Here is a 24,678-nt window from a genome sequence, read left to right as displayed (position 1 = left end):
ATGGTAAGTTGGTTGGTTTTTAATTAAAATTTTTTTCCAATAGTTTTGGATTCGACAAAAGTAGTCAAATCTTTTTTTCTATCGGATTTTTGCGGCAAATGTTTATATTTATTTTTATGGGAGTGTGTATTTATTTAAACGGGTGTTTTTTTCTGCGGCTTTTTAAAAGGTCTCCTGTCCACCCTTTCATCCTGAGCCATATGTAGATACTGATGATAGATAAACCGATGAGACCGAGTGCCCAAGCATAACCCGTTTTCCAATCGAGCTCGGGCATGTTCTTGAAATTCATACCCCAGATTGAGCCGAGCATCATACCCGGAGTGAAGATAACGGTCATAACCGTGAGTGTCTTCATAATTTCGTTTCCTCGATGTGAAGAAAGAACTTCTTCAAGGTTGATCATTGTATCTATATCTTGTTTGTAATGGCTGATCAGATTCAGTGTACGTTCGATCCTGACGCACGTCCTCCTGTATTCTCTCGTTTCTGTAATGTCATCTAAAAATGCTTCTTCCGCTGCCAGCTTAATTTCCTCAACTGGTATGGTCAGGTCTGTCCAAATTAATAATTCCTGGCGCAGATCATAAATGCGTTCCAGCAGGTTTTGATTATTATTTTTCTTCATATCATGCTGAAGGGTTTTCAGCCTGTGCTCGAACTCATCGATTCCGTCGAGATAGTTGTTCAGCACTTCGCCAAGCAGGATAAAAAAGCCTTCTGCCGCTGTTTCGCATCGATGCATCTGTTCAAGCATGCCTTTTTTCTCTGTCCGGATCAGCTTCGTAACATCCAGCCCTACTGTAACAAAATAATTTTTTGTTACGTAGAAATGAAAGAAATCATTGTTATATTCATCTTCTCCCAGATCATCTTTTTCATAGATAAGGCAGCCGTTCAGGACGGGATTGCCGTCGTGCTCTATTCGTAAATAATTGCTTGTTTCTTCTTTTATATTGTTGATCCAGTGAGAACTATCCGGCAGCTCGTGAACCATGTTCTTGAGGTATTGTGCCTTTTGTCCTGCTGACTCTATTTCATACCATTTCCACTTCGCTAAAAATTGATGGTTCACAAGATCTCTTCCTTTCCTGACCGCTGCTACATCTCAAAATCTCCGGCTCCTTTTTTCCTCGCCCAGGCCAAACAATGCTGCACAAGCATTTGGCGCAACTGGCCCTCCCCGGACATGGTACATAAATGGGTGATGAGAGCCCTCGGCTTTTCAGTTAAGGAAACGGGATCCTTCTTGTTGAGCCGGACAACCGCATAACCATGAAGAACTCCCTCTTCTTCCGCAGCAAACACCCCGACATCTTCACGTTCCAACGCGGAGACCCATTGTTCTTTTGACCATTCATCCATTAAATTATCCGGATTTCCTACTAATTCTTTCATATTTTGAAAATCAGCAGCCGTGCCCTTTCGAATAGATCTGCTCATTTTTCTCCTCCCTAACATTTTTTCTAAACAGAGACCGGTTCAGCCATTTCAATTAAAACAGGCCGGTCTTCCGGAAAAGAGAGAATTAACCGGCCAATTTCTTCTGCCGTTTTCCAGGAGATTTCATGGATCAGCTGGTCGGGGTCCTGTATAGCCGGAACACCCGAAAGAATAGTTGCCTCAAAGTAATGTACATCAACTTCAATGCCATATGTTATGCACTTTTTAATGAAAAGACGGCTGCCCACTTTTACCCGATAACCTGTTTCCTCCCAAAATTCCCGGGCACAGCATTCTTGAAACGTTTCCCCGGGTTCAACCTGCCCTGATGGAACGCTCCATCTCTTTTCTTCCCCAATCTGACCCTGCAGCACCATGACGATTTTGTTTTCTTCGTTTCTGCAAATTCCCGCCGCTCCATACCAGACTGCGTCCATCCTTTATCATTTCTCCTTTATTAGAGCTTCATGTGAGGAGTATGTGCAACTTCCAGCACATATCCGTCAGGATCTCTGAAGTCTACCGTATAATATCCCTTTGAATAGCGGGGTACTTCAACAGGGCCCCTGATCATCTCTGCACCGGCTTCCTGCAGATAGCTGCCGACACGATCAACCACATCGCGTGAGACTGCCTGAAAGCAAATGTGCCTTGGCCCTGCAGAATCAGTCCGCGGAACGTCGGCCTCCTTTAAATAGATCTCGATATGTCCAGAGCTGAACATGCCTTTCCCGATCTCTTTCCACCCAATCAAAGCAAACAGCGTTTCATAAAATTTCAGAGATTCTTCCATCGAGTTCACCCAGAATTCAATATGGTTGATTCCAGGGATCCATTCTCTTTCTTTCACGTATCTCCATCCTTTCCAAAGCATGTTCATTCATTAGATAACCTCTTCTTCCGAATAAGAAAAAATCCTGCAGTATCACCACCGCAGGATTGAACATTATGTGTATTTGATTTAAGAAATCTTTCGGCTTTCAACGATTTTACGATTCGTATGGTCCCAAGTAAACAAGGTTTTGCTGTCTTGCTGCAAGAGAGAAAGCGAGCGGCTCGTACATTCCACCACTTGCGAGTTTGGAATTGCATGTGTGAACTGTTCACCGGTATGCAGATTAACATACACAATCTTTTCCGTTTTCCCTGTGGCAAGATCCAATTCATACACCATGATCTCATCCTCTACATGATAGAGTGTTCTCGGCGATATACTCAGCGGATATTCTCTTACCACTTTCTCATTACTGTTCAAGACAATGATTTTCTTTGGATCGCCGTTTAGAATGGGAGCCGCTGAAATGTAAACCTCATCCTTAATGCAAAGGATATCGGTAGGTGCCATATTCTTTCCCAGGTTCACCCTTTTTTTCTTATTGTCTTTAATGACGTAGAGGACAGCTTGATCTTCCTCTACAATATAACAAGAAACATAAATGGCTCCTTGGTTCTTCTCGACTTCCCACAGGTAACCGTTCACTTTCCATTCTTTTATAAGCTTCGGCTGTTCCTTTGAGAAAATAAGAAGCGAGCCTTTAGACCCATCACCTTCACAAGCGATGACAACACTGTCATCAAACTCATAAAAATTCGGTCGGCCGTTGACTTTATGTGAGATGAGCCTGCCATTTTCATGGTCAAAGATATAGATGGTGTGCCGTTTGTTTTTTGTATCCTGGGCTTTGGCAAACCAGTAATTTTTTTTATTATCCATGAACACATCAGTATATGGAGTAGAGTCATCAAGTTCGCTGGCTGAAGGCTTTCCGGCTGAACCTGGATCATTTGAGACATATAGCAGCTCCTGGATGTCCGATTCTTGCGCTGATAATGTATACATTTTCGCCATTATGTTCTCCTCCATTTCTTTATGGCCGGTTATAACTTTCTTACCATCCGGACAAGTCTTTGAAATTATTTTAATTGTGTAATTCTAGCAAAAACTGATTATTTTCTGTTATATTTATCTTAACAGACTATTCTGTAGGTATGTATTGGGAAAAGTAGTAGTATTGGTACTTGATGAGTAGGGGGTTAGTATGACAATTTTCCCAAGTTCGGAAAGGGGGATTTTATGGTCGGTCAGAGAATAAGATATTATAGAAAAACCAAAGGCCTAACCCAGGAAGAACTGGCTCAGGGAATCTGTTCTGTTTCCTACTTGAGTAAGATTGAGAAAGGGGATGCGAAGTCCAGCGAGGAAGTCATTAATCTCCTATGTGAACGTTTAGGTATTTCGCCCGAGGAAGTCGACAGCAACGAGATCCTCGAACTGCTCAATGAGTGGAATATGATGATGGTGAATCGTCGGTTTGAGGAAGCGGATGATTTTTTTGAGAAAGTTCAGGAAAAAATGCAAATCGTAAATGAGCCTGAGCTTATTTTGAGATATGAGTTGTTTTTGGCGAGGTATTATATTGTTACGGCAAACCCAAACATAAATGCAGCCAGCAATCTTTTATTAAAAGTTAATAATCTAAAAGAGCAACTTACGCCTGAACTTATATTCTATTTTAATATTGTATCGGGCAGCCTTAATATTAATCAAAATAATCATAAACTTTCAATACAATTTTTCAAAAAAGCTGAAGACATTTACAATACAACAAACAGTAATATTAACGAGAGTGATGTTGCAGTATTATACTATTTAACCGCTCTTGCCTATGGTTACTTGATGCGTATAAGCGCAGTCAATTCTTATGCCTTTAAAGCGATAGGAATTTTTGATAAAGAATATAATTATAGTAGAAGTGCGGATTGTCAAATATTGCTAGCTATTAGCTACAGAAGAGTTCAAAATTACGATCAAGCAGAATATCACCTTAATCAAGCTTTAAAATATTCTAGATCGTTTCATGATAATTTCACCTCAGGTGTTATTTATCATAACCTCGGCTATGTTTTTTCTTGTAAAAAAGAACATCTTAAAGCTGTAGAATTTTTTAAAAAAAGTCTTTTTTATAAAGAGAAAGATGGGGACCCTGAACGTATAGCTGGAACCAGTTATATGCTGGCTCAAGAATTTTTTGAACTTCAGGATTTTGAACAGGCCCGACAGTGGATAAAAAAAAGCTTTGATAACTTGGGTAATAATACGACTAGTGATTTTTATTACCATTTGCAAATATTAAATTATAGAGTTGAAGGTTCGGAATATACCTGGTCAGAGTTTGAAACATTTGTTAGTAAAGAAGCTATACCTCATTTTGAAAAAAGAAATATGTGGGAATATGTTTCGCTTTATTCTGAACTGCTTGCTGATTCATATTTTGATCAAAGCCAATATAAAAAGGCAAGTTTGTTCTATAGAATATCAAATAATAGTAGAAAAAAGATATTTTAATGGAGGAATTTTTCATGAAAAGAGTTATTACTGGTTTTTTGATACTAACATTTATGTTGGCTTTAGCTTTCCCTATTTTTAAAAACAGCGCATTTGATGAGCTTCCTAAAACAATCGTGAAGCTTACTGCCTTTGATGAACTTCCTAAAACCTTTAAGCTTACTGCCTTTGATGAACTTCCTAAAACAAGCCCTAAACTTGTAGCTTTTGATGAGTTACCTGACTTGGGTTCTAGCAGTTGCTGAGTATATATTTTGAGCCGCTTAGGCTCTTTTTTTATCTCCCAATATAAACTTTCGTACCAACCGGAAGAATTTTGGACAATTCGAGCACATCTCTGTTAAACATTCTGATGCATCCTTTTGATACCCTTTTTCCGATGGATGACGGGTTGTTGGTCCCATGAATCCCATAGTGGGGCGCTGAGAGGCCCATCCACATGGCTCCATAGGGACCGCCTGGATTAGGCTGTTTATTAATAATTCGATACGTACCCACTGGGGTCGGGCTCAGCATTTTACCCACTGCTATAGGATATCGCTTGACTGTCCTTCCGTTTTGCATTAAAGCAAGTCTCTTGCGGCCAACCGATATTAAAATTTCATACGCCAATTTAGCCACCTCCACTCTTACAGTATGTAAGTGGAGGTGGTTCTGTTATCTGGCCTTTTCCTTTATCGCCTGTGAATGGAGATGGCAGCCTTCCTCATGCTGCGGCTGCATCATTCCCGTTGCCATTAAAAAGCTTTCCGCAGTTGTCAGTCCAATATGTTTGAATGTCTGCTTGATGGCCTTTTGCTTCTCCAGATGATCTGCTGGCAGCTGCTCAAAAAAAGTAATAAGGCTCCCCTGCTCATTAATCAGCACATCACATCTTCTCGCATTCTCAATGGTTGCTTCAATCTTTCTTCGGTGCCTGACAATACCTTCATTACTTAACAGCCGTACAATATCATCCTCAGTGAAATTCATTACCTCTTTGATATCAAACTGACAGAATGCTTCTCTGAAATTCTCACGTTTGTGCAGGATCGTCCTCCAGCTGAGGCCCGCCTGGAACATCTCTAAAGTTAGACACTCAAATAATTTAGTGTCGTCTTTAACCTGTTTCCCCCACTCCTCATCGTGATATGCCATCAGCAGTTCACTGTCACGGCTCCACTTGCATCTCACTGTCTCTTCCATTTCTTTAACCTCCTTGGTGCCAGGCACCGCCAATTACATACTTGTGTAAAACCTGTGCCTGGCACTTCTAAATAGCATCTCTAAAATAAAAACCTGGCCAGTGTGGTCAGGTTTTTTAGCTTACTTTGTTTGTCGGATGTCTTTGAACGGATAGATGACCACTTCGGAGCGGCCTTCCACTGAGCTGATGTTAATGAGGCCCAGGCCGTTTCTTGAATCCATACTGTTCAATCGGTTGTCACCCATTACGAAGATTTTTCCTTTAGGAATTTTAATCGGCCCGAAGTCTTCTGTTAAATAAACACCGAGGCTTCGCGCCTGCTTTTTGTTTTTAGATAAATAGGGTTCTTTTATCGGCTTGCCGTTTACCAAAAGCTTGTCACTGTGAACTTGGATGGTGTCACCTTCCACTCCAATTACACGTTTAACATACCGTTTGTCCGTGCCTTTGATAATCACGATATCCCCTATTTTCGGTTCAGATACCGAATAGATAATTTTATTTACATATAATTTATCATGGTTATGCAAGGTTGGAGACATGGATGCTCCTTCTACCATGTATGGTGCGAAGAAAAAGGTTTTAATAATATATACAAGGACGAGAGCAAATACGATAGACTTGATCCAGCTGAAGAGTTCATTCCCTTTTTTAGCTTTTTGCTCCATAATGTTCACACCTTTCTTGGTCAGGTGAACTAGTCACCCATTTTCTCTTTTTATTGTACCGTATGTATATCTCTGCGGTCACGAAAATTATTGGCTGTCCCGCTCCGGGCTGTCAAGTATACGGTTTGGCGCGTATTTTGCGAGAATCGGCGCGTATTCCGGGCAGATTGGCGCGTAAACCAGCTTAAGCCGCGCGTATTTCGCTAATTACGAAGATTTCTCTATCGGATCAAGAGCTTTACCTCGGGTATTTTAGCCCGCTGTCTTTTATTGTAGCAAAAACAGCAACCGCCAAAACACTTTTGAAAAAATTTACAAAGTTATTTAAAAGTGTTACTTGATAATTTTTTATAATGCCAGGAAACACTCATTAAAAAAGCCAGAGGTACCTTGACCTCCAGCCATTCTCCACCTATTGTTCTTCCACAAACTCTATCATTTCACCTGATGGCCCTTCATAAAAAACAGTACGCCAGCCGTTTTCCAAAACATATGGTCCTTCTGACGGAACAATTCCTTCCTGCTGAAGTCTGCCAGCCAAATATTCTAAATCGTCCGTTTGATAAGCAACATGGGTTGCTTCACCTACCGTACCCGTTTGTGCAATCAGTTCGATCTTCATGCTTCCGCTCTCTAAGAACAAGAGCTCCTCCCCCATCCAGCGGGTACGAAACAGTTCCTTCATGTTTAATCCTTTTATATAAAATTCCGCTGCCGCATCCAAGTCTTTCACTGCAATCCCGTAATGATGGACCCTCATGTTTTCCATCCTTATAGGATCAGGTTCATGTCACCGAACTCATGCCAAAAGTACTTTTGGGTGATCGCCTCTTCGTATGATACTTTTAAAAGTTCTGGAGAAACAAAAGCTGACAGCAGATCGAGGTGGCTTGCTTCGGGCTCATGCAGACCTGTGATCAATCCGTCTGCGATTTGAAGTTTGGTTTCAGCGGTAATATATAAATTCGTCCACCCGCTAGCCGCCTTTAAGCGGCCATCGTGATCGGCGCCTGACTCAAGGGCACGGACGACTGTCGTTCCAACCGCAATCACTTTATTGCCGTTCTTCTTCGCTTGGTGAACCGCCTGCACAGTTTCTTCAGGTATCGTGTATTCTTCCATATTTTCGCGCGGCTCTACATGCCATTTATCATCCATTAAATAACTTAAGCCCGTATGCAGCTGGATATAGGCAATCTTTACTCCTTTTTTCTGAAGGCGGAAAAGCAGTTCCCAGCTAAATGCCCGCCCGGCTGACGGCATTTCAACAGAGCCTGGAGAGGTCGCAAAAACAGTCTGATAGTAATCAAGTTCCCACGGTGTCTTAATATATTCATAACGTACAGGCTGTCCGATCTGATAGATTTGATCATACAGTGCCGAGCAGCAGAGATTAAACTCAAGTACAGCAAATGGATTGGCTGTTTCCGTTGTTAAGATAGAAGCGGTTAAGAGTGGGGAAAACATGATTTTGTCCCCTGCTTTCACGGTATTGGAAAGGATCAAGGCCTCCCAGATCCCTTCACTTTTCCGGTGAGCCAGCCTGACTTCTACCACGGTTCCATCCTCAAGCTGTCCCTGCAGCACCGCAGGAATCGTTCTGCTTGCGTTCAACACGAGAACATCTCCCGCTTTCAAAAAGTGGTCCAGCTGATAAAACTGCGTATGAGAAGTATGGCCGTTTACTCTGTCAATGACCATCATTTTTACATAATCTCTGCGCAATCCTCTCCGTTCAGGAGGCATGCTGGCATTTAACTCTTCTGGAAGGAAAAAGGAAATGGCTTCTGCACTCATCAGCTTTCTCTCTCTTCCATCGTAAATTCCTGCGCACTGAACCGTTTACCGTTCTCTTCAGAAGAATCTTCGGAAGCAAGGTATCCGAAGACATGAACAAGATCATTCGGATCAGCCAGTTCATAATCACAATCCGGTACAGCAAGGGCATGCATTTCGGTATCCATTTCCCCAGGGTCCACCATGTTCACCCTTACACCAGTCTCTGCCACTTCGTCTGCCCACGTTTCAGTCAGCCCTTCAAGTGCAAACTTCGAAATTCCATATGCTCCCCAGCCTGCGTAACCTACGTTTCCAGCCTCGGACGTTACATTGATGATGCTTCCTTTGTTCCGCTGCAGCATGGCCGGCAGTACTCTGCGTGTCACCAGGAACGGTCCGATGGAATTGACGCGGATCACCTCAGCAAAATCCTCTTCCGGATAATCCAGCAAATAAGGCATCGGGCTTGGTCCGAGCATGGAGGCATTGTTAATGAGTACATCAATATGTCCGAAATAGTCTTCTGTCAGCGCAACGAAACGTTCCACATCTCTCGCCTGGGAGGCATCCGCTGTTACCGCCAGAACGTCAGCACCATATGCTTCTGTTTCCTCCTTTACGTTGAGCAGTTCACCTTCTGTTCGGGCACAGATCGCTAGGTTAAATCCTTCCTTTGCAAAGTAAAGAGCGAGTGCCTTTCCTAATCCTCTTGAGGCTCCGGTAATCATCACTACTTTCTTCATTTTTTATTCCTCCTTATTTTTATACTTTTTATACATTTTTGTTTAGTAAGTATCTTTATTATAATTGTATGAAATTTCAAACGTCAATGTCTTTCGCCCGATAATTTTCGACAAATGAAAAAAACCCCTTGCAGCAAGAGGTTTTTGGCTGGTTATTTTAAATAAAAAGAAGCTCCGTTTATGATCTCTATATCGTTTCTTTTCTTTATGTCCTCCATCAGCTGAAACAGCGCGTCATCCTTTCGCTTGGCTTCAATCATGCAATCGACCTGCCCCACGCTTCCTTTTATGCCCTGAAGGAAACGGAAGAACATTTCAGGATCCACAAAATCAGCATGATGCCGGTATTCTTTCTCGCTTTTCGGACTGGAAATATGAATCTTCAGCGGAAGGGGCGAATATTCCCATGACTGAACGACACGATCCCAGTTCTCTTCCCAATGGATGTTCTGATGATGGGCCAAGTGATGATGGTAATCAAAAACGAGCGGTATACCCAGCTTCTCACACAGATAAAGGGTATCATCCATCGTAAATGAGGAATCATCATTTTCAAGCATCATCATTTGCTGAATATGATGCGGAACATACATCCAGTTATGTATGAAACGTTCAAGTGCGACATCGGTTTCTTTGTAATTGCCTCCAACATGCATGACACATCGGTGGACAGGATCAATCTCCATCCCTCGTAAGATCTTATAATGAAGATTCAGCGTTTGTATGGAATTCTTAAGTATCTCATCTTTGGTCGAATTGATCAGTACAAAATGATCCGGATGGAAGTCCAGTCTCATCTGATGTTTTTTTGCAAAAGATCCGATTGCTTGCAGCGCCTCTTTTAGTGGAAGCATGTACTTCCAATCCAGCAGTTCTTTATGGTTGGCCAGTGGAATAAGCCTTGATGTCATCCGGTAAAATTGGATATCGTTGGCTGCATTGTGCATAAGTAGCCTTAGCGTGTTTTTCAGGTTGGAGTTTGCAATCCGCTCCAGTTTTCTTAACGCTGCTGCCCTGTCCTCAATCTGCGAAAAACGGGCATAAGTCATCGTTTGCGACGGAGAGGAATTTTGAAGCTTCATGCTCATCGCCACATACCCGAGACGTATAATGGTCATACCGTTCACCTCAATTCTACTAACAGTATTCCCAAAAAATATTTCTTCGATCATCTCCCAGGTTATAGACAAATATTTGAAATGGGTTTATATTCGGTTAGCAGCTCACTAACCAACACAGAGGGATTTGACTATGGAGAAAAAACGATATTATCTGTTGCTTGTTTTATTAAGTCTAGTTACGGTTATTTGGGGATTAAATGTCATTATGATCAAGTATCTGTCGGGTATTTTCCCTGTGGTACAGCTTTCTGCCTGGAGGATCTCCATGGCAGCTTTGGGTCTTATGCTCTTTACATACGGGAAGTGGAAACTCGGGATTAAACAGCTTTCTAAATCTGCCTGGTTCCTCATTTTCCTTGTAGGGTTTACGTCGATCTTTTTGCATCAGCTATTAATCTCCCAGGGCCTGCGCTATACTACTGGCTCTGCCGGGTCGCTCATTTTGGGGCTTAATCCTCTTACAACCGCTCTTCTTGCTATGCTGTTTCTCGGTGATAAGTTCGAACTCAAGCGGTTCATCGGGATCGGTATGGGGTTTATTGGCGTCATTCTTGTCGTTGGCCATCCAGGGGCAACAGGTACAGATGCGATAAAAGGAAACCTATTCGTATTCCTATCCATGCTCGCCTACGTGGCGGGAGGCTTGCTGATCAAACAGGCGGTCAAACAAGCCAGTGTTTATCAGGTTACAGCATTCAGCCATTTGTTTGGTGCCGTGCTGCTGATGATCATGTGGGCCGTTCATCCTGTTCAGCCTGCCGTCTATCACGTTCACTGGTTCTCATTTGGTGTCATGGCCTTCTCAGGATGTATCGCAACGGCTCTATGTACATCATGGTGGAACATGGCCATCTCAGAAATTGGTCCAAGTAAAACCACCCTGTTCTTAAACGTCATGCCGATCAGCTCCCTATTTTTCGCTTCACTCTTTTTGAATGAAAAGATTCACTGGTACCACTCGCTTGCCCTTCTCCTGATCGTGGCAGGCATTTACCTCGGTCTTGCGCGAAAAAAAGAAAGTACTCGTTCCAAGAAAGTGAACATGAATAAAGCAATCTAGCACTAAAAGGCTCCAGACCCGGTCTGGAGCCTTTTTTATGTTACTTTAGGTAAATATCCCCCGTATCCGTTTTTACAGAAACGCTGAATCCTCCCTGACCCGCTTTTCCTTTAGCCTTGTGATCGCTTTTTTCTTCATAGTTCACTTTCCAGTCCGGGGAAACTTCAACATCGCCAGTGTCAGAGGATGCACGCAGCTTAAAATCAGATGGAGACTGATCCATTTGCAGTTCAACATTTCCTGTATCCGATTCAATGTGAACATCCTTGCTGGCACTTTCCATCGAAAGGTCTTGAATATCTCCGGTAGAGGTCCTGATCATCACCATCGCATTCTTTGAAATGCGGCCGGCTTGTATATCACCTGTGTCAGTTGATAGATCTATAGATGTTCCACGATAGTCATTGAACGACAAATCTCCGGTGTCGCTCTCTGCATTCAGCTTGCTTACTGTAAATTTTCCTGAAGCATCAATGTCACCTGTATCCGTCTCGATGTTTGCACTATCGGACTTCAAATCTTTAATACTTACATCTCCTGTGTCAGCTGAAATATTAAAATGGCCATAATTTTTATCAGGCACATACACCGTCAGCTTTGGACTCCAGTGAAAACCCATGTTAAAGAACTTATTTTTCCCGATAACCTCTACATCCAGCACGCCGCCATTCTGCTCAGCCTGAATGGTGTAGTCTTTCTTGTCGCCCTTTTGGCCTTCAAGAACCACTCTGGTTTCCGGTCCGTTAGATTTCTTCACGGTAATATCAGCCGTATCTGAGGTGAGCTTTACCGATTTAAGTGAATCGCTGCTGAAGGTTTTTTCAGTATAAAGCACGGTTTCTTTGCTTTTGTTGAAGGAAGAGAAAACAGAATGGCTGGTTGAAGCATAAATGCTGTAGGTTCCAATCAACCCAGCTGCCAAACCGATTGCTGCAATGACCGTAATTTTTTTCAACACTGAATTCATCCCTACCGCCCCTTAATAATATTGACATTGAATTGCAGATACTTAATAAGAACTTTCACAAACCATCGTGTCAGGACAATGGATGCTACTCCTAACAAAACCCCTGCACTAAGCAAGGTTACGATGGAGAACAACCCCATCAGCCAATTCGCAGAACTTCCTAGTTGCTCCCATCCAAATAAGACGGCGATTGGGGACAGCAGCAGTCCGATGGATATGGCATAAATGGAAAGAAGTACACCCACAACCGCAAAGAACGGCCCCAATATAAAGATAAGATTAAAGAAACCAAGACTGACGGTAGATAGAAACGCTTTTAATACGGATTCAAACGATGGCTTAGATTTTGCTTCCTTCACACGAAATTCTGCTCTCACTTCTTTCGCAATCGCTTTTGGCTGGCCGAGTGAAACAGCAATTTCCTCTTCTGTTTTTCCTTCTTCCAAGCCCAACCTGAAATGCTCCTCATAGTCATATAAAATGTCCTGGCGGTCTGCTTCAGGCAATTCCTTCAATTGATCCTTCAGCTGTGACAAAAATTCATTTTGCACCATCCGCTAACCCCTCCTCAATAATTTGATTAACCCCTTCATAAAACATCTTCCATTCGCCTACCAAGGACTCCATATAACGGTTTCCTTCTACTGTCAGCGTGTAATATTTACGTGGAGGACCGCCTGAAGATTCCTTTAAATAGGTGGAAAAGTAACCTTCTTTCGTCAGTCTCCTAAGAAGGGGATAGACCGTTCCTTCGGCAATATGAAATTTCTCAGAGATCATCTGTACGAGTTCATATCCATATTTGTCGCTATTGGCAGTAAGCACTAAAACACATAACTCTAATATTCCTTTTTTAAACTGGGCATTCATTTGTTTCCCGCCGCCTTCCAATCTGTCTCCATCTTTTTCTGTTTTCTATCCATGGAAGATAATTGGCTTATTTTCCAATTACTTGCTTTACTCACTATAGAGTATCATCCACTACTGTACATTGCAAGGTACTAAACAAAAAAATAATCAGGACTGTTTTTCAGCCTGATTATTTATCCGTTTTATTTTAATACCCGTTTAGCTCCTGCATAAGCGGCTTTCCAGTACTTTGTTTTAAGAGACTGGATCCTTACTCCTTTGGAGGTTGCCCCTACAAATTCACTGTTTCCAAGGTATATGCCTGAAAAGGATACTTTTTTGCCATCTGTTTTAAAGAAAACAATGTCTCCTTGTTTTAAATTTTCTTTTTTTACTGCTGTACCTGTTTTATACTGCTCAGCAGAAGTCCTTGGCAAATTCATGTTAACTGCAGAATGCTTATAAACATATTGAGTATACCCAGACGCATCAAAGCCTTTTGGTGTCGTACCTCCCCATTTATAAGGAGTTCCCACAAAGTGTTTTGCTGTTGCGGTTACCTCCTGATCATAGGAAGGCGAAGCATTGGCAATATGGGTTCCTCCCAATAAAATTCCTATAGCCGTTCCCAACGATACAAGTGACATTACTACTCGTTTCATCATCATTTACCCCCTGAAATGGATTGGAAGACGAAGCCATGTTTTCTTTTCCTCGTTCCAACCTATTAGTCGCCTTGCCGATCAAAAGGTTACATATATTGGAAAAATTATTTAACGTTCATAAAATTAACAACAGCCACATGATCAATTGGCTGTTCAAGGTCATAGGGTCCAACAGCTTCAAGGTCGGTATTGGTCACCGAAACAGACTGGCTTCCATAGTTCTTAGCCGTCACTAAGATGGCATCCATCATTTTTCTTGTTTCCTCATCATTTTTCAAATCATTTCCATCCACCCGGATCGCGGTCATTGTTCCCGACCTGGACGCTGTAAGCTTAATACCATCGGGAACTGCCGGCATAAGTTTCTGATCCTTATAACCCTTGCTCAGCTGCTCCAATGCTCCCTGCAGGCTTCCGGCAGAATCTGCAAAGCTCGTCGCATTGCTTTCCACCAGAAACTCATCACCTGATGGAGAAGTATAGAGATAGCTGGCTCCTCCAATGCTCCTATTAATGTCCATATCCTCTTTTGGTCCAAGATTGGAAAATTCATAGCCTGGCTTATCGTCTGTCATAAATTTCACGTTGGAGTATTCCTTGTTGTACGCAAAGGTATAGTTTAAAATTTTTGGAAGCAGTGCTTCTTCTGCAGAAGAAACCGAACCTGGGGGCAGATCCACTACTACCGATCCCTCTTTTTCAGTAAGCTTCGCCTTGTTCAGAAAGGTCGGCTGAAGCCCCACTCTCTCTGGGTTAAAGCTTCCTAGCACATTCTCCACCTTATCCACGTATGTTCCCTTCCCATTTACGAGGAAAGATACCGGCACAACGAACTGCGCCTGTTCGTCACTATAGGCTACCGTCACCACCGATTTTCCTGAAGACAGCTGCTGATTGAGAGCTTTCATTGTCATCGGAGGATGGTATTTTCCGCTTTCAACAGCAGCCGTAATGGAAACGGTTGGAGGTGCAACAACCTTAACCTTGCTTCGCTGTACAGGAGTATCAGCACTTGTTTCAGGCTTTGCTGGGCCTGATGGCTTCACCCGTTCCTGAGGAGCCGCAGGTTTCTTTTGTTCTTCCAAACGGGCTGTTTTCACTGACTGCTTCGGCTGGGCCGCCGGACTGGGTTCTTTGACCTGATCTTTTGCTTTTCCGGCCATTTTGTTATCCATGGAATTCTCATGCAATGATGGCGCCGAGACTTCTTTTTTAAACAAGGTGCCTGGCACCAGGATCATGATGATGGCCAGCAAGCAGGCGGCAGCGAGCCCCGGCATAATCCAGGTTCTTGTGATCTTCTTACTATGCTTGGATTCTTCCAGTCTTCCTTCTATCTCGTGAAATATTAATTCACGGGAGCGCTTGTCTTTAACAGGGGGCATCTTTTCAAGCTGCTTTTGTATTTCTTCTTCCGTCCATTTAGACGATTCCATCTTTCCGTTCCTCCTCCTGGCCTGACGTCTGATCCAAAAGACCTTTTAGTCCCTTGATCGCCCGGTGTTGTGTTGTTTTCACTTTGCTTTCTGTCCAACCGAGCACTGCAGCAGTTTCCGTGATGGAGAGCGATTGGATATAGCGGAGGATTAGCACTTGCTGCTGCTGTATGGTACATTTTTTTAACGCGTGATATAACTCTTTGACCGATTCCTTCTGGGTGACAAATTCATCCGGCAGGGGCTGGAGATCAGCAAGCTGGTTCTCGTTCTCCGATAAAGTAAAAAACAGGAGTTTCTTCTTCCGGCGGTTCTGCTTGCGGATCCAGTCAATGGTGACATGCCTTGCTATTGAATAAAGCCATGTCTTTTCAGAGCTTTTACCTTCAAATGTTTCATAGGCTTTGAGAACTTTTATATACACTTCCTGTACAATATCTTCTGCCGCCTCCCTGTTTCTGACCATGTAGAAAACAAACTGAAACAAGGAATGATGGTATTCCTCATATAGCCGGTCAAACGAGTCTTTCACTGCGTTGCCCCCCTATCTATCTATTTTTTTAGTCGTTGTTTTGAAGTAAAAGGTTTCAAAAAAACCCAAACTTAAGTGTACTCCAATTTTTGTAAATTACAATGCATAACCAGTCGCTATTAATATAGAAATATCGGGGTATCTTGACATGCTCTCCGTTCTGGTCTATCCTCGCGGGTTGACCCTGCCTCCATTCGACAAAATCTTTTATATCCCGGGAAATTATTCTCTTTTTCTCCACAAAAAAAAATCGGGATTCTACTCCCGATTCTTTGGTGTGGTTAAGCAGCCAATAAAAAACCCCTCAATCATTTCCCACGTTTTTTTATACTGTTCTTCTTCTCCAAGCAGAGAGTAATGAAGAACGTTGCCGTCCCTGAGCGCCCAAAAAATTTGAGAAATAAACTCAGAATCGACGTGTTCGTTGAACTCTCCGGTCTCTTGTCCTTCTTTAATAATGTCTTTTATAAACCCAGTAAATTGCAGGTACCTTTCTTCCATCAGTTTCTTTAGATCTTCCTGACGGGCGCTGTACAGCCAGAATTCCGTATATAACCTCATGGATTTCCTGCGCTCATCAATTAACGGCTGATTCTGGAACCTTTCAAATAAAAAACGCAGTTTATCTGTTGCACTTGATCGCTTATGATATTCACTCTCTACCTCTGAGAAGAAATCCTTCGTTTGCCCCTGAAGGAGCTGAAGATAAATTTCTTCCTTGCTGTTAAAGTAATTGTAGATGGCGCCCTTGCTCAAATTGGATTCTCTCACTATATCATCAATAATGGTCGCTTCGTACCCTTTTTCGCCAAAACAGCGAAGGGCACTCTCCAGAATCCTGTTCTTCTTCTCTTCTTTGTATTCTTCTGAAACCTTTGGCATGCTCTTTCCCCCAATGTTTTGATCTCGTGGTTGTATGCACACCTTTTTCTGCATGAAAATTACGAAACCCTTTATTTATGTTTGTACTGCTTTTGTTTCTGTTTCGCTGCTGGAGGGTGTACGTACCGCTTTGGACATATGGACTTGCTCGATCATCACTGTAAAACCTTCTTTAGAAAGGGCATCACAAACCTGCTTATTGCTCTTTGAAAAGTTTACGGTCATGCGGCGGCAGGCAGGTTCAGCAGGACTATAAACGGAACGAAGCATAAATTGAATAACATCATACGCTTTCTCATATCCTGGTTTTGCTTCACACTGATAAAGTGCGATGCCCTCAATCTTTCCTTCCGCATTTTTCGTACGTTTGAACACAGCATAGCCAACCGTTTCCTGGCCACATTTTACAATGAGCGATTCACTGTCTTTAAGGCTCTGATACTGTGTCTGCCATGGTGTCATATGCTGATAAAATTCAATATCCCTTACATCCTGCGGAATTCCGTGAATCAAGTCATAATCACCTTCAAAGTAAAAGGCGCCCTCAGAGAGAGGCTCATTATTTACGAGGAAAGTAAGTTCATCAAATATGCTGTAACCCATGCTCTCATACAACTTGATGGCTCTTGTATTTTCAGAAATCGCTTCAAGAAGCAGCAGTTCTACTCCTTCTTCTTCATAAATATCCATACAAGCGGTTATCATCTCTTTGCCTATACCCTTGCCCCGGTATTCAGGTATGATGCCCGTTCCGCCATTCCAGGAAATCTTTTGGCCATTTACAGTTCTGAATCCGTTGATGACAAAGCCAATCGGTTTTTCCTGATCAAAAGCGACCACTGATTTTTCAGGAGAGAGATCTTCATTGGCCAGTTTTTTAATCAGCGAATCGACAGTTAACGTGATATCTGTAAAATAATGCTTGAAACCTTCATTAAATAAATCAGCAGCCTCTTGAAAATTGAGTGTATTCAACCTTTTAATGGAAACCATAATCTTATACCTCCAATAAAAATGACTAGTCGTTTTATTTTATTTTTACATAACTTCCCATCCTCTTCAACTATTATCCTTCGACAAATAGACCGATGAACAAACAAAAAGAAGCTAAAGCATTCCAGCTTTAGCTCCAACCTAAACTTTTTATACTGTTGCCTTACCGCGTGCCACTTGTTAATAGATTCTACCGCTGTCTCCTCCAGGCAAGTTTCTTTCATAATAGCGGGAGTTCAGCGTATTGTTGTTCCGGAATGTGTCGTACACATGCTCCCGGCGCTCAGCATCAGCATCCACCATAACTAAAATTTTCCCATTTTCTACGTAGTTCCGGTATTCTTCTGCTTCCTCTTCAGGAATACCCATACCAACCAATGCACCCACAAGTCCACCTGCACCTGCACCGATGGCTGCTCCGCCAAGGGTAGCTGCGATCGGACCGGCAGCCACAATCGGACCAATCCCAGGAATAGCCAGTGCACCAATACCTGCGAGCAAGCCTCCTACACCGCCTAGCACACCGCCGGTCGCAGCACCCGCTGCTGCTCCTTCACCAGCTTTTGTTCCTGTTTCGTCTTCAATGTGTCTCCGTTCTTCTTTATCCTGGGCGATTACTGAGATATCCCCTTCATCATAGCCTCTTTCCCGTAAAGAATTAATCGCTGATACGGCTTCTTCTTCTGTCGAAAAAACACCAATGACTTTTTTCTGATCCATCGTAATCCCTCCAAAGTTTTAATAAAGTTCTATTAAAGCATGTACCCCTGTTCAATGCATCTAAAACATTACTGCTCCTCCAACAGTTTTTTGAGATGCTCGTAATACTCGTTTAACTCTTTTTCCTTTGAATGAAGGAAACTTTTTTTATCCCCTTGGGTTTCGAGAGCATCCTGCCCAACGGCCACAATGTCATTAAAAACTTCAGAAGTTTGTTCGCCAACTTCAACGTCTTCCTTTAACAGCTGGCAAAGTTCGGTTATTTTTTGCAGACGATCTTTGTTATATTCCTTCTCTTCAAGCTGCTGCCCTAATAGTGAATACAGTATATTTACGCGTTCGGCTGTTTGTGTTTTTAACATTTTTTGGCACCTTCCTTTTTGTCTGTTACGCATGTCTTATTTAATTTACCCGTCTGACAAAATACTAACCTTGCGTTTATCAAAAGCTAAGAGCTCCGTCACCTGATGAAGTGACGAAGCTCTTATTAAAGGAAAAACCTAACCTATACCGAAGTACATAAAGAAAAGATGATTAGGAGGCTGATTTTTATGCAACCAGGTATTCTACAGGATAACAAACTAAAAACATTTGATGAATTTTGGGTATTCTATTTAACTCAGCATTCCAAGAAAAGCACAAGGGCCTGGCATTTTCTTGGAACCTCCTTTGTATTTATCTTCTTGGCACTTGGTGCTTCGGTCAATGCCTGGTTTTTACTGGCGGCCCCCGTTACAGCCTATGGGCTTGCGTGGTATAGTCATTTCTTTATCGAAGGCAACAAGCCGGCTACATTCGGGCATCCCCTTTGGTCATTACGCGCAGACTTTAAGATGTTTTTCTTTATCCTGGCAGGAAGGCTCGATCAAGAATTGAAAAGGTTGTCCCTTTAGCACCCTGTTTCTCTAAAGCAGGGTGTTTCGTTTTCTCATTCCTCCTGATTCTGTCGATCATTTCCGGGGAAATTCGATCTCCTGCGCCATCTTTCCCCATCATGGCAATCCACTACCCTGCATGATTTGCTGTCTTTTGCAGAAAGAGGCTGATCTGATTCTGATGGTGCTTGTCATGCTCTGACAATCCTTCAATATAAGCGGCGAGCGTCAGTGTCTTGTTTTTATAGTAAAAAGACTGAATCCACCATTCTTCCGGAATCATTTGTAGCTGCTGGACCAGATTGGCCCTTGTTTCAATCGCTTCCTGCAGCAGTTGGAATTTGGAAACACCAAATTTGGCATAGCGAGAGGCATCCTGATTCATCCTTTCCGAATCCACCTCGTTCTCCGGGAAGGCTTGATGTTCCAGAAAATAAGGAAGACGGTGGTGGATCACGAACAAGTCCCATGCTTTAAAATGAGAAACCACTTCACCTATTGACCATTTCCCGCTTGAAATAGGCTCAAGCCACAATTCCTCTTTCACCGTCCTTAGTTCCTCAAGCCAGTCCACTTGTTCAGCAAATGACTTCAAAAGACTCATCGTACGCCTACTTTATCCCTTACTTCATAGTTTTCGAGCAGTTCAAGGACCAGCATGAGCCGTTCTTTCACCTCGTTCAGATTACCCATCCGGATCTGCTGTTCCCTGCTCAGTGTATTGCTGGCTGTCTTTTGATAATGAACATGGGCCATTGATAATAGCTTCAGCATCCGCTCAATTTCCAGGGCTAACCCCATCTCTTCTGATTGTTCCACATATCCCTCTCTGAATCCTTGGCTGTTTGCCGACAGCTGATCTTTATATAAATGAAACTGATGTCTCTTGTACCTTGGTGCATTCCTATAAAGAGGAAAAGTAACTTCATAGTTATGTATATGATTAGCAGCAAGGCTGACCCCACTGTAGATAATAGGGACCGGATCAATCAGCTTAGCCCGTTGGCCATTTATGATGAGGTTCTCTGGCGACGTATCCTGATTGGATAGTGTAACCCCGAATTTTTCGATCTGTCTTAAATTTAGAAGTTCTTCTACTTTTTGTTTTAAGAGATTCTTACGAAAAGGAAGATTAGATCTCAACAGATTATCAAGCTCCTGCTGATATTCCGCCTTTTCATGAATCAGATATTGAATAGGGTCTTCCTCCAGTTCACCCGACGCTTCTGTTCCATTCCATTTTAAATACCCAAAGCCTTGGCGCTCTAAAGGAAGACTGTCCATCTTTTTATAAAATAAGCCTAACTGAAACCCGTAGTATACATCTGCTGTTTTGTTGCTGCTGAAAGGTTAAGAGTTTCTCCCATGTAACTTTCAATCGTGTAAGTCAGTTCCCGGGATACATGATAATGGTAGAATTCCGGGCAGATTCCCTTTACTGCCCTGTTGGCTGTTCTGTAATACCACTCTGCCCCATCATATTCAGCCAGTAAGCTCTCTTCATGATATTCCACCATTCGATCATAGGCGACAGGCTTAGGTATCCGTATTACATAATCCCCTTCAGAAAGAACGGCACGATAAGCGGCGTGCCAGGCACCCTCACCCAGAAAGTAATAATCCGAAGAATCTTTTAACGCAGGAAGGCCGCTATGCCGCAGAATTCGGTTGACCTTTTCAAGCATGATCTCACCTCGTCCAAATTTTCAAAAAACTTACAGTTCCCTAATTATATAACAAATTCCACCATTGTCACGACAATTGTCCAAACCCTTCCCGTGTTTCTACATACTCTATATGGCAAGTAACTTTTAATTGTTGGAAGAAAGGAGATCTACACATTGTCTGGAATTAGAAATCAGCGTCAAGGATTTGGTTATGGATACGGGTATGGCGGTGGTGCCCCTGGCTACGGATATGGCCCAGTTGGTGGATTCGGAGGCGGATATGGCGGTGTTGGTGGATTCGGAGGCGGATTCGGAGGCGGATATGGCTACGGTTATCCTGGCTTCGGCGGCTGCGGTTATGGCGGCGGACGCGGATTTGCCATCATTGTTGTCCTGTTTATCCTCTTGATCATCATCGGCTGCAGCACATCGTGCTTTGGCGGCGGGCACTTTCTTGGTGGCTTCGGCGAAAGTAGCGTTAAAGGCTGCTGCTAACCCTCTGGAGACAAGATCTGTATCTTGTCTCTTTTTTTTTGGCGTCAAAAAAGCAGCGCACATTTCGTACGCTGCTTTAATCAATATTTCTATTCTTTTTTTGAATCCATAAATGGCCACCAGTTTGCTTTTCCGAACGTTCTCACCATAACCGGGACAAACAGCGGCAAAATGACAAACGCATAAAGCAATAGACCACTTAAAATAATCGTCGCGATTTGCAGCAGCGACAATACCCCTGAAGGATACATCGCCGCGAATGTTCCTCCGAGAATGACAACCGCTGAGATAATGACGGTCCCCATATTCTTCATGGAGGAAAGCATCGCTTCTTTTACGGACAGTGACTTGTATTCGTTAAACCGGTCCATAAGGAAGATACTATAATCTACTCCCAGCGCTACCAAGATAACAAAGGCAAAAAACGGTACCGCCCAGTTGATGCCGGAATAACCGAGTACATTGACAAAAATGGTTTCTGTAAAAGCCATCGCTGTATAATACGTTAAGACCAGGGAAGCGATAATATAAAGCGGCATAATAAGGGATCGCAGCATGATGATGAGAATAATCGCAATTCCTACTAACATTAAAACAACCGTTCTTGAATAATCAGAAGCCGAGATATCATTCAGATCAGAGTAGATGCTTGTTACTCCGCTGATCCCAACCTGTGCATTCTCAAGGTTGGTACCGGCTGTTGCACGCTTAACCGCTTGCTTGATTTCATCCACCTGTCCGAGCGCTTGCTGTGAATAAGGGTTTTCTTTAAAAATGACATCAAGCGTTGTCAGTTTGCGGTCACCCGGCATATAGTTATCGAACACCTGCTGAAAATCCTTGTTGTTCAGTACATCTTCAGGCAGGAACCAGCCCGCCATCTCCGGGTCAGGTGATGAAGACAGAGAGTGAAGGTAATCGTTGGCAGAATCGATTCCGCCTGAAACCTTTTTAATGCCTGCCGCGCTTTGCCCAAGCCCGTCAGAAAGCTCTGAAAGCTGGCGGTCCATCTGTGAAAAACCGCTCTTCAGCTGCTCCTGTCCACCGGCGATTTTAGCTAAACCGCCCTGTACTTCTGGCAGCTTTCCGATAACTTGCTTCTGTCCGTCTGCAGCCTTATTGATTCCTGTTTCTAACTGGCCAAGCCCCGCTGAAATCGAGCCGAGTCCGTCAGCCAGCTGTTTTTGGCCGCCGACTACTTTACTCAAGCCGTCATTGGCTTTCCCCATGTTGGTTTTTACCTTATTCAAATTTCCATTCAACTGGTCCAGACCCGCTGCCAGCTGGCCTAGGCCGTCTTGAAGCTGAGTAAACGTGCCTTTGATGGCCTGGTAATCAGAATCGCTGTTAATGTCTTTGCTTTTATCTGTACTCGTGTATTTTTTTTCTAAATGAGTGAAGCTTCCCTTTAGTTGGGCAAGACTTTTTGAGGTGGTACTCAGCTGCTTTGCCGTTTTGGCATAGCCGCCTTGCAGCTGTCCCAGACCGCTTTCCATTTCTTTATAGCCGGAAAGAAGCTTCTGATTACTTTGGTATAGCAGGTCTGCACTCGACTTCGCTTGCTGCACGCCCTTTTTCAGGTCTCCTGCGCCTTTGGAGCCGTCACGCATTCCTTTTTCGATCTGGGAAAGCGCGCCGGACAGGTCACCGATTCCTGTTTTAAGTTTGTTGGTGCCTGTCACCAGCTCACTGATTCCGTCTGTCGTCTGCTTCATCTTGGGCTGGGAATTGCTAAGCTGCGTGCTTGCTTCGGCTAATCCTCCGCTGATTTTTTTCAATCCGTTGTTGCCTTTTTCTAATCCATTATCCAGAGAATCTGCCTGATTAGCAACCTGGAGATCTTTCAGCTCCTCGCCGACCGGCCGTGTGGCACTGCGCACCCGGTCCACACCTTTAATCTGTCCGACTTCACGGCTGATTTTCTCAATGGTTGCCAAATACTCCGAGCGGTCCATCGGCTCATCATTCTTTACGACAACTTTGGCAGGAAGGGATTCTCCTGGACCAAAGCTGTCAGAGATAACATTAAACGCTTTTACCGAGTTATATTTATCGCCGATCTCATCCAAAGAGTTAAAGGACAAATCTCCATCATAAGTTGCAAGAAAAGGAGTGACGATGGCGGCTACGATAAGAAGCGTAACGAGCGGGCGTTTAAAGGAGAACGACCCTGCAGCTCCCCAAATCCTGCTTTGTTTATGCTCCATTGCCGCTTTTGATGGCCAGAACAGCTTGGTGCCGAGCACCGCCATGAAAAACGGAACGAGCGTCAATAATGCCAGAAGCAGCACCGCGACTCCAATTGCAACAGCTGCAGCAGACTGATAGAGTTTAAAAGCTGAGAAACCGATGGCTGCAAAGCCGATCATCACAGCAAGTCCGCTGAAAAATACGGTTCTTCCCGCCGTTTTGTACGTGGTGATAATGGCATCCAGTAAACTCTCATTCCGGCCCATCTCTTCTTTAAAGCGGCTGAGAAGCAGGATGCAATAATCTGTTCCGATACCGAACAAGACCGCGACAAGAAAGATCTGTGTAAACGTGGACAGAGGGAAGTTCCATTTATCCACTAAAAAAGCTACGATCGACTGTGCCGCAACATAGCTGATTCCAACGGTAACAAGCGGGACTAGCGGTGCAATAAACGAGCGGAAAACAACGAACAGAACGGCAAGAATGAAGACGACCGTTATGTATTCGGTTTTTTTGAGCCCTTCCTGAGAACTTGCGACCACATCCTCGTCAATCATCCAGCTGCTTGTGTAATAATGCGGTACTTTTACGTCTTTTAATTCATTGTAGAGTGATTTTGAAATGTCAGCCGGCTCCTTGTCGCCTGTTTTTACCGTGACTAAGGAAAGGATGGTCTTTCCATCCTTTGACGCAAGCTGGTCTTTCAGCTCTTTTTCTTTGAAATGTGATAACACTTCGCTGATCCCAAGGTCGTTCTTATCCTGTTCCAGTTTCGCTACAGCGCTTTTGACCTCGTTTTTTTCGTTTTCAGTCAGTTTTTTACTGCTGTGAAACACAAGGGCAACCTGCGATTCATCCGCCGATTTTTCTTTTTTATCCAAATCATTCAGCATTTTTTGGGCATAGCTCGACGAATATCCGTCTGGAACATTAATCTGCCCCTTTTCCCTCACCAGGTCTGTCATATTAGGTGCGAGCAGCGCCAGCACAACGACAAGTGCCAGCCAGACTGCTGCAATGATCCACTTTCCTTTTAACACCGCTCTCATTCTTTCTCT

The 24,678-nt window shown here is 43.3% G+C and carries 30 protein-coding genes and 1 pseudogene; 5 read left to right on the top strand and 26 right to left on the bottom strand.

Annotation, left to right across the window (positions count from 1 at the left end; translation table 11 throughout):
• Nucleotides 1–130: 130 nt before the first annotated feature.
• The 5 genes from AR335_RS21760 to AR335_RS21740 form a co-directional block, all read right to left on the bottom strand.
• The gene (locus AR335_RS21760; RefSeq protein WP_062240137.1) at nt 131–1,075 is read right to left on the bottom strand and encodes a magnesium transporter CorA family protein; all 945 of its coding nucleotides are present in this window, start codon (nt 1,073–1,075) and stop codon (nt 131–133) included.
• 26 nt (nt 1,076–1,101) lie between these two features.
• Nucleotides 1,102–1,443 carry a hypothetical protein gene (locus AR335_RS21755; protein ID WP_053356100.1) on the bottom strand — a complete coding sequence of 114 codons (342 nt, stop codon included), beginning with the start codon at nt 1,441–1,443 and terminating at the stop codon, nt 1,102–1,104.
• Between the two features lie 23 nt (nt 1,444–1,466).
• Nucleotides 1,467–1,880 (bottom strand): NUDIX hydrolase, encoded by a 414-nt coding sequence (locus AR335_RS21750; RefSeq protein ID WP_062240134.1) that lies wholly within the window; start codon nt 1,878–1,880, stop codon nt 1,467–1,469.
• Nucleotides 1,881–1,900: 20 nt separating this feature from the next.
• Nucleotides 1,901–2,323 carry a VOC family protein gene (locus AR335_RS21745; protein ID WP_234293383.1) on the bottom strand — a complete coding sequence of 141 codons (423 nt, stop codon included), beginning with the start codon at nt 2,321–2,323 and terminating at the stop codon, nt 1,901–1,903.
• 81 nt (nt 2,324–2,404) lie between these two features.
• Nucleotides 2,405–3,292, bottom strand: coding sequence for a hypothetical protein (locus AR335_RS21740; RefSeq protein ID WP_062240130.1), 888 nt, complete (start codon nt 3,290–3,292; stop codon nt 2,405–2,407).
• Nucleotides 3,293–3,517: 225 nt separating this feature from the next.
• Between AR335_RS21740 and AR335_RS21735 the strand changes: the two genes are divergently transcribed.
• Nucleotides 3,518–4,789, top strand: coding sequence for a tetratricopeptide repeat protein (locus AR335_RS21735; protein ID WP_062240127.1), 1,272 nt, complete (start codon nt 3,518–3,520; stop codon nt 4,787–4,789).
• Nucleotides 4,790–4,803: 14 nt separating this feature from the next.
• On the top strand, nt 4,804–5,034 hold the full coding sequence (locus AR335_RS21730) for a hypothetical protein (protein ID WP_062240124.1): 231 nt from the start codon (nt 4,804–4,806) through the stop codon (nt 5,032–5,034).
• Between the two features lie 31 nt (nt 5,035–5,065).
• Here the strand turns inward: AR335_RS21730 and AR335_RS21725 are convergent, their stop codons facing one another.
• The 7 genes from AR335_RS21725 to uvsE all read right to left on the bottom strand — a co-directional run bounded on the left by AR335_RS21725 (nt 5,066) and on the right by uvsE (nt 10,283).
• On the bottom strand, nt 5,066–5,389 hold the full coding sequence (locus AR335_RS21725) for a L,D-transpeptidase (protein ID WP_369795872.1): 324 nt from the start codon (nt 5,387–5,389) through the stop codon (nt 5,066–5,068).
• 57 nt (nt 5,390–5,446) lie between these two features.
• Complete coding sequence (locus AR335_RS21720; protein ID WP_062240118.1) at nt 5,447–5,974, bottom strand: DNA-3-methyladenine glycosylase I; 528 nt, start codon at nt 5,972–5,974, stop codon at nt 5,447–5,449.
• Nucleotides 5,975–6,094: 120 nt separating this feature from the next.
• On the bottom strand, nt 6,095–6,643 hold the full coding sequence (gene lepB / locus AR335_RS21715) for a signal peptidase I (protein WP_082683654.1): 549 nt from the start codon (nt 6,641–6,643) through the stop codon (nt 6,095–6,097).
• Nucleotides 6,644–7,055: 412 nt separating this feature from the next.
• The gene (locus tag AR335_RS21710; protein ID WP_062240115.1) at nt 7,056–7,403 is read right to left on the bottom strand and encodes a VOC family protein; all 348 of its coding nucleotides are present in this window, start codon (nt 7,401–7,403) and stop codon (nt 7,056–7,058) included.
• 11 nt (nt 7,404–7,414) lie between these two features.
• Complete coding sequence (locus AR335_RS21705; RefSeq protein WP_062240112.1) at nt 7,415–8,440, bottom strand: S-adenosylmethionine:tRNA ribosyltransferase-isomerase; 1,026 nt, start codon at nt 8,438–8,440, stop codon at nt 7,415–7,417.
• Complete coding sequence (locus AR335_RS21700; protein ID WP_062240109.1) at nt 8,440–9,165, bottom strand: SDR family NAD(P)-dependent oxidoreductase; 726 nt, start codon at nt 9,163–9,165, stop codon at nt 8,440–8,442. The genes AR335_RS21705 and AR335_RS21700 overlap by 1 nt, the downstream gene beginning before the upstream one ends.
• Before the next feature lie 152 nt (nt 9,166–9,317).
• The gene (gene uvsE, locus AR335_RS21695) at nt 9,318–10,283 is read right to left on the bottom strand and encodes a UV DNA damage repair endonuclease UvsE (RefSeq protein WP_062240107.1); all 966 of its coding nucleotides are present in this window, start codon (nt 10,281–10,283) and stop codon (nt 9,318–9,320) included.
• A 133-nt stretch (nt 10,284–10,416) separates the two neighbouring features.
• Between uvsE and AR335_RS21690 the strand changes: the two genes are divergently transcribed.
• Nucleotides 10,417–11,346 (top strand): DMT family transporter, encoded by a 930-nt coding sequence (locus tag AR335_RS21690; RefSeq protein WP_062240104.1) that lies wholly within the window; start codon nt 10,417–10,419, stop codon nt 11,344–11,346.
• 40 nt (nt 11,347–11,386) lie between these two features.
• Here the strand turns inward: AR335_RS21690 and AR335_RS21685 are convergent, their stop codons facing one another.
• The 10 genes from AR335_RS21685 to AR335_RS21640 all read right to left on the bottom strand — a co-directional run bounded on the left by AR335_RS21685 (nt 11,387) and on the right by AR335_RS21640 (nt 18,752).
• Nucleotides 11,387–12,313 carry a DUF4097 family beta strand repeat-containing protein gene (locus AR335_RS21685; RefSeq protein WP_062240100.1) on the bottom strand — a complete coding sequence of 309 codons (927 nt, stop codon included), beginning with the start codon at nt 12,311–12,313 and terminating at the stop codon, nt 11,387–11,389.
• 2 nt (nt 12,314–12,315) lie between these two features.
• On the bottom strand, nt 12,316–12,867 hold the full coding sequence (locus AR335_RS21680) for an HAAS signaling domain-containing protein (RefSeq protein ID WP_062240097.1): 552 nt from the start codon (nt 12,865–12,867) through the stop codon (nt 12,316–12,318).
• A complete protein-coding gene (locus AR335_RS21675; protein ID WP_062240171.1) occupies nt 12,854–13,183 on the bottom strand; it encodes a PadR family transcriptional regulator in 330 nt (109 codons plus the stop codon). The genes AR335_RS21680 and AR335_RS21675 overlap by 14 nt, the downstream gene beginning before the upstream one ends.
• Nucleotides 13,184–13,365: 182 nt before the next feature.
• Nucleotides 13,366–13,824, bottom strand: a complete 459-nt coding sequence (locus tag AR335_RS21670) for a C40 family peptidase (RefSeq protein ID WP_234293381.1) — start codon at nt 13,822–13,824, stop codon at nt 13,366–13,368.
• 107 nt (nt 13,825–13,931) lie between these two features.
• On the bottom strand, nt 13,932–15,263 hold the full coding sequence (locus AR335_RS21665) for a hypothetical protein (protein WP_062240091.1): 1,332 nt from the start codon (nt 15,261–15,263) through the stop codon (nt 13,932–13,934).
• Nucleotides 15,250–15,795 carry an RNA polymerase sigma factor SigX gene (sigX, locus tag AR335_RS21660; protein WP_062240085.1) on the bottom strand — a complete coding sequence of 182 codons (546 nt, stop codon included), beginning with the start codon at nt 15,793–15,795 and terminating at the stop codon, nt 15,250–15,252. Before sigX ends, AR335_RS21665 begins: the two co-directional genes overlap by 14 nt.
• Before the next feature lie 258 nt (nt 15,796–16,053).
• Complete coding sequence (locus AR335_RS21655) at nt 16,054–16,677, bottom strand: TetR/AcrR family transcriptional regulator (RefSeq protein WP_062240082.1); 624 nt, start codon at nt 16,675–16,677, stop codon at nt 16,054–16,056.
• Between the two features lie 75 nt (nt 16,678–16,752).
• Nucleotides 16,753–17,670, bottom strand: a complete 918-nt coding sequence (locus AR335_RS21650) for a GNAT family N-acetyltransferase (protein ID WP_062240079.1) — start codon at nt 17,668–17,670, stop codon at nt 16,753–16,755.
• A 180-nt stretch (nt 17,671–17,850) separates the two neighbouring features.
• Nucleotides 17,851–18,390 carry a general stress protein gene (locus AR335_RS21645; RefSeq protein WP_053356120.1) on the bottom strand — a complete coding sequence of 180 codons (540 nt, stop codon included), beginning with the start codon at nt 18,388–18,390 and terminating at the stop codon, nt 17,851–17,853.
• A gap of 68 nt (nt 18,391–18,458) precedes the next feature.
• Nucleotides 18,459–18,752 carry a hypothetical protein gene (locus AR335_RS21640; protein WP_062240075.1) on the bottom strand — a complete coding sequence of 98 codons (294 nt, stop codon included), beginning with the start codon at nt 18,750–18,752 and terminating at the stop codon, nt 18,459–18,461.
• Between the two features lie 189 nt (nt 18,753–18,941).
• Here AR335_RS21640 and AR335_RS21635 point away from each other — a divergent pair, with 189 nt between their 5' ends.
• Nucleotides 18,942–19,283: a DUF962 domain-containing protein gene (locus tag AR335_RS21635; protein ID WP_062240072.1), complete on the top strand. Its 342-nt coding sequence runs from the start codon at nt 18,942–18,944 to the stop codon at nt 19,281–19,283.
• 112 nt (nt 19,284–19,395) lie between these two features.
• Here the strand turns inward: AR335_RS21635 and AR335_RS21630 are convergent, their stop codons facing one another.
• The 3 genes from AR335_RS21630 to AR335_RS21620 are packed head-to-tail and all read right to left on the bottom strand — an operon-like array spanning nt 19,396 to nt 20,950.
• Nucleotides 19,396–19,869 (bottom strand): DinB family protein, encoded by a 474-nt coding sequence (locus AR335_RS21630; protein WP_062240068.1) that lies wholly within the window; start codon nt 19,867–19,869, stop codon nt 19,396–19,398.
• On the bottom strand, nt 19,866–20,549 hold the full coding sequence (locus tag AR335_RS21625; RefSeq protein ID WP_062240065.1) for a hypothetical protein: 684 nt from the start codon (nt 20,547–20,549) through the stop codon (nt 19,866–19,868). Before AR335_RS21625 ends, AR335_RS21630 begins: the two co-directional genes overlap by 4 nt.
• Before the next feature lie 17 nt (nt 20,550–20,566).
• Nucleotides 20,567–20,950: a hypothetical protein gene (locus AR335_RS21620; protein WP_062240060.1), complete on the bottom strand. Its 384-nt coding sequence runs from the start codon at nt 20,948–20,950 to the stop codon at nt 20,567–20,569.
• Nucleotides 20,951–21,229: 279 nt separating this feature from the next.
• Between AR335_RS21620 and AR335_RS25055 the strand changes: the two are divergent.
• A pseudogene (locus AR335_RS25055) lies at nt 21,230–21,427 on the top strand (YjcZ family sporulation protein); the annotation flags it as partial.
• Between the two features lie 89 nt (nt 21,428–21,516).
• Here AR335_RS25055 and AR335_RS21610 read toward each other — a convergent pair.
• The gene (locus AR335_RS21610) at nt 21,517–24,669 is read right to left on the bottom strand and encodes an MMPL family transporter (protein WP_062240057.1); all 3,153 of its coding nucleotides are present in this window, start codon (nt 24,667–24,669) and stop codon (nt 21,517–21,519) included.
• Between the last annotated feature and the right edge of the window lie 9 nt (nt 24,670–24,678).

The sequence above is a fragment of the Fictibacillus sp. FJAT-27399 genome, assembly GCF_001510655.1.
Classification (GTDB): Bacteria; Bacillota; Bacilli; order Bacillales; family Fictibacillaceae; genus Fictibacillus_C; species Fictibacillus_C marinisediminis.
The sequence above is the reverse complement of the archived record's forward strand: the minus strand, read 5'-3'. Positions and strand labels throughout refer to the sequence as shown.

Bases quoted from the DNA above. Each gene is read 5' to 3' on its own strand.
- AR335_RS21755 (WP_053356100.1), bottom strand. From the start codon at position 1,443: ATGAGCAGATCTATTCGAAAGGGCACGGCTGCTGATTTTCAAAATATG.
- AR335_RS21750 (WP_062240134.1), bottom strand. From the start codon at position 1,880: ATGGACGCAGTCTGGTATGGAGCGGCGGGAATTTGCAGAAACGAAGAA.
- AR335_RS21745 (WP_234293383.1), bottom strand. From the start codon at position 2,323: ATGAACATGCTTTGGAAAGGATGGAGATACGTGAAAGAAAGAGAATGG.
- AR335_RS21740 (WP_062240130.1), bottom strand. From the start codon at position 3,292: ATGGCGAAAATGTATACATTATCAGCGCAAGAATCGGACATCCAGGAG.
- AR335_RS21735 (WP_062240127.1), top strand. From the start codon at position 3,518: ATGGTCGGTCAGAGAATAAGATATTATAGAAAAACCAAAGGCCTAACC.
- AR335_RS21730 (WP_062240124.1), top strand. From the start codon at position 4,804: ATGAAAAGAGTTATTACTGGTTTTTTGATACTAACATTTATGTTGGCT.
- AR335_RS21720 (WP_062240118.1), bottom strand. From the start codon at position 5,974: ATGGAAGAGACAGTGAGATGCAAGTGGAGCCGTGACAGTGAACTGCTG.
- lepB (WP_082683654.1), bottom strand. From the start codon at position 6,643: ATGGAGCAAAAAGCTAAAAAAGGGAATGAACTCTTCAGCTGGATCAAG.
- AR335_RS21710 (WP_062240115.1), bottom strand. From the start codon at position 7,403: ATGAGGGTCCATCATTACGGGATTGCAGTGAAAGACTTGGATGCGGCA.
- AR335_RS21705 (WP_062240112.1), bottom strand. From the start codon at position 8,440: ATGAGTGCAGAAGCCATTTCCTTTTTCCTTCCAGAAGAGTTAAATGCC.
- AR335_RS21700 (WP_062240109.1), bottom strand. From the start codon at position 9,165: ATGAAGAAAGTAGTGATGATTACCGGAGCCTCAAGAGGATTAGGAAAG.
- uvsE (WP_062240107.1), bottom strand. From the start codon at position 10,283: ATGACCATTATACGTCTCGGGTATGTGGCGATGAGCATGAAGCTTCAA.
- AR335_RS21690 (WP_062240104.1), top strand. From the start codon at position 10,417: ATGGAGAAAAAACGATATTATCTGTTGCTTGTTTTATTAAGTCTAGTT.
- AR335_RS21685 (WP_062240100.1), bottom strand. From the start codon at position 12,313: ATGAATTCAGTGTTGAAAAAAATTACGGTCATTGCAGCAATCGGTTTG.
- AR335_RS21680 (WP_062240097.1), bottom strand. From the start codon at position 12,867: ATGGTGCAAAATGAATTTTTGTCACAGCTGAAGGATCAATTGAAGGAA.
- AR335_RS21675 (WP_062240171.1), bottom strand. From the start codon at position 13,183: ATGAATGCCCAGTTTAAAAAAGGAATATTAGAGTTATGTGTTTTAGTG.
- AR335_RS21670 (WP_234293381.1), bottom strand. From the start codon at position 13,824: ATGAAACGAGTAGTAATGTCACTTGTATCGTTGGGAACGGCTATAGGA.
- AR335_RS21665 (WP_062240091.1), bottom strand. From the start codon at position 15,263: ATGGAATCGTCTAAATGGACGGAAGAAGAAATACAAAAGCAGCTTGAA.
- AR335_RS21655 (WP_062240082.1), bottom strand. From the start codon at position 16,677: ATGCCAAAGGTTTCAGAAGAATACAAAGAAGAGAAGAAGAACAGGATT.
- AR335_RS21650 (WP_062240079.1), bottom strand. From the start codon at position 17,670: ATGGTTTCCATTAAAAGGTTGAATACACTCAATTTTCAAGAGGCTGCT.
- AR335_RS21645 (WP_053356120.1), bottom strand. From the start codon at position 18,390: ATGGATCAGAAAAAAGTCATTGGTGTTTTTTCGACAGAAGAAGAAGCC.
- AR335_RS21640 (WP_062240075.1), bottom strand. From the start codon at position 18,752: ATGTTAAAAACACAAACAGCCGAACGCGTAAATATACTGTATTCACTA.
- AR335_RS21635 (WP_062240072.1), top strand. From the start codon at position 18,942: ATGCAACCAGGTATTCTACAGGATAACAAACTAAAAACATTTGATGAA.
- AR335_RS21630 (WP_062240068.1), bottom strand. From the start codon at position 19,869: ATGAGTCTTTTGAAGTCATTTGCTGAACAAGTGGACTGGCTTGAGGAA.
- AR335_RS21625 (WP_062240065.1), bottom strand. From the start codon at position 20,549: ATGGACAGTCTTCCTTTAGAGCGCCAAGGCTTTGGGTATTTAAAATGG.
- AR335_RS21620 (WP_062240060.1), bottom strand. From the start codon at position 20,950: ATGCTTGAAAAGGTCAACCGAATTCTGCGGCATAGCGGCCTTCCTGCG.
- AR335_RS21610 (WP_062240057.1), bottom strand. From the start codon at position 24,669: ATGAGAGCGGTGTTAAAAGGAAAGTGGATCATTGCAGCAGTCTGGCTG.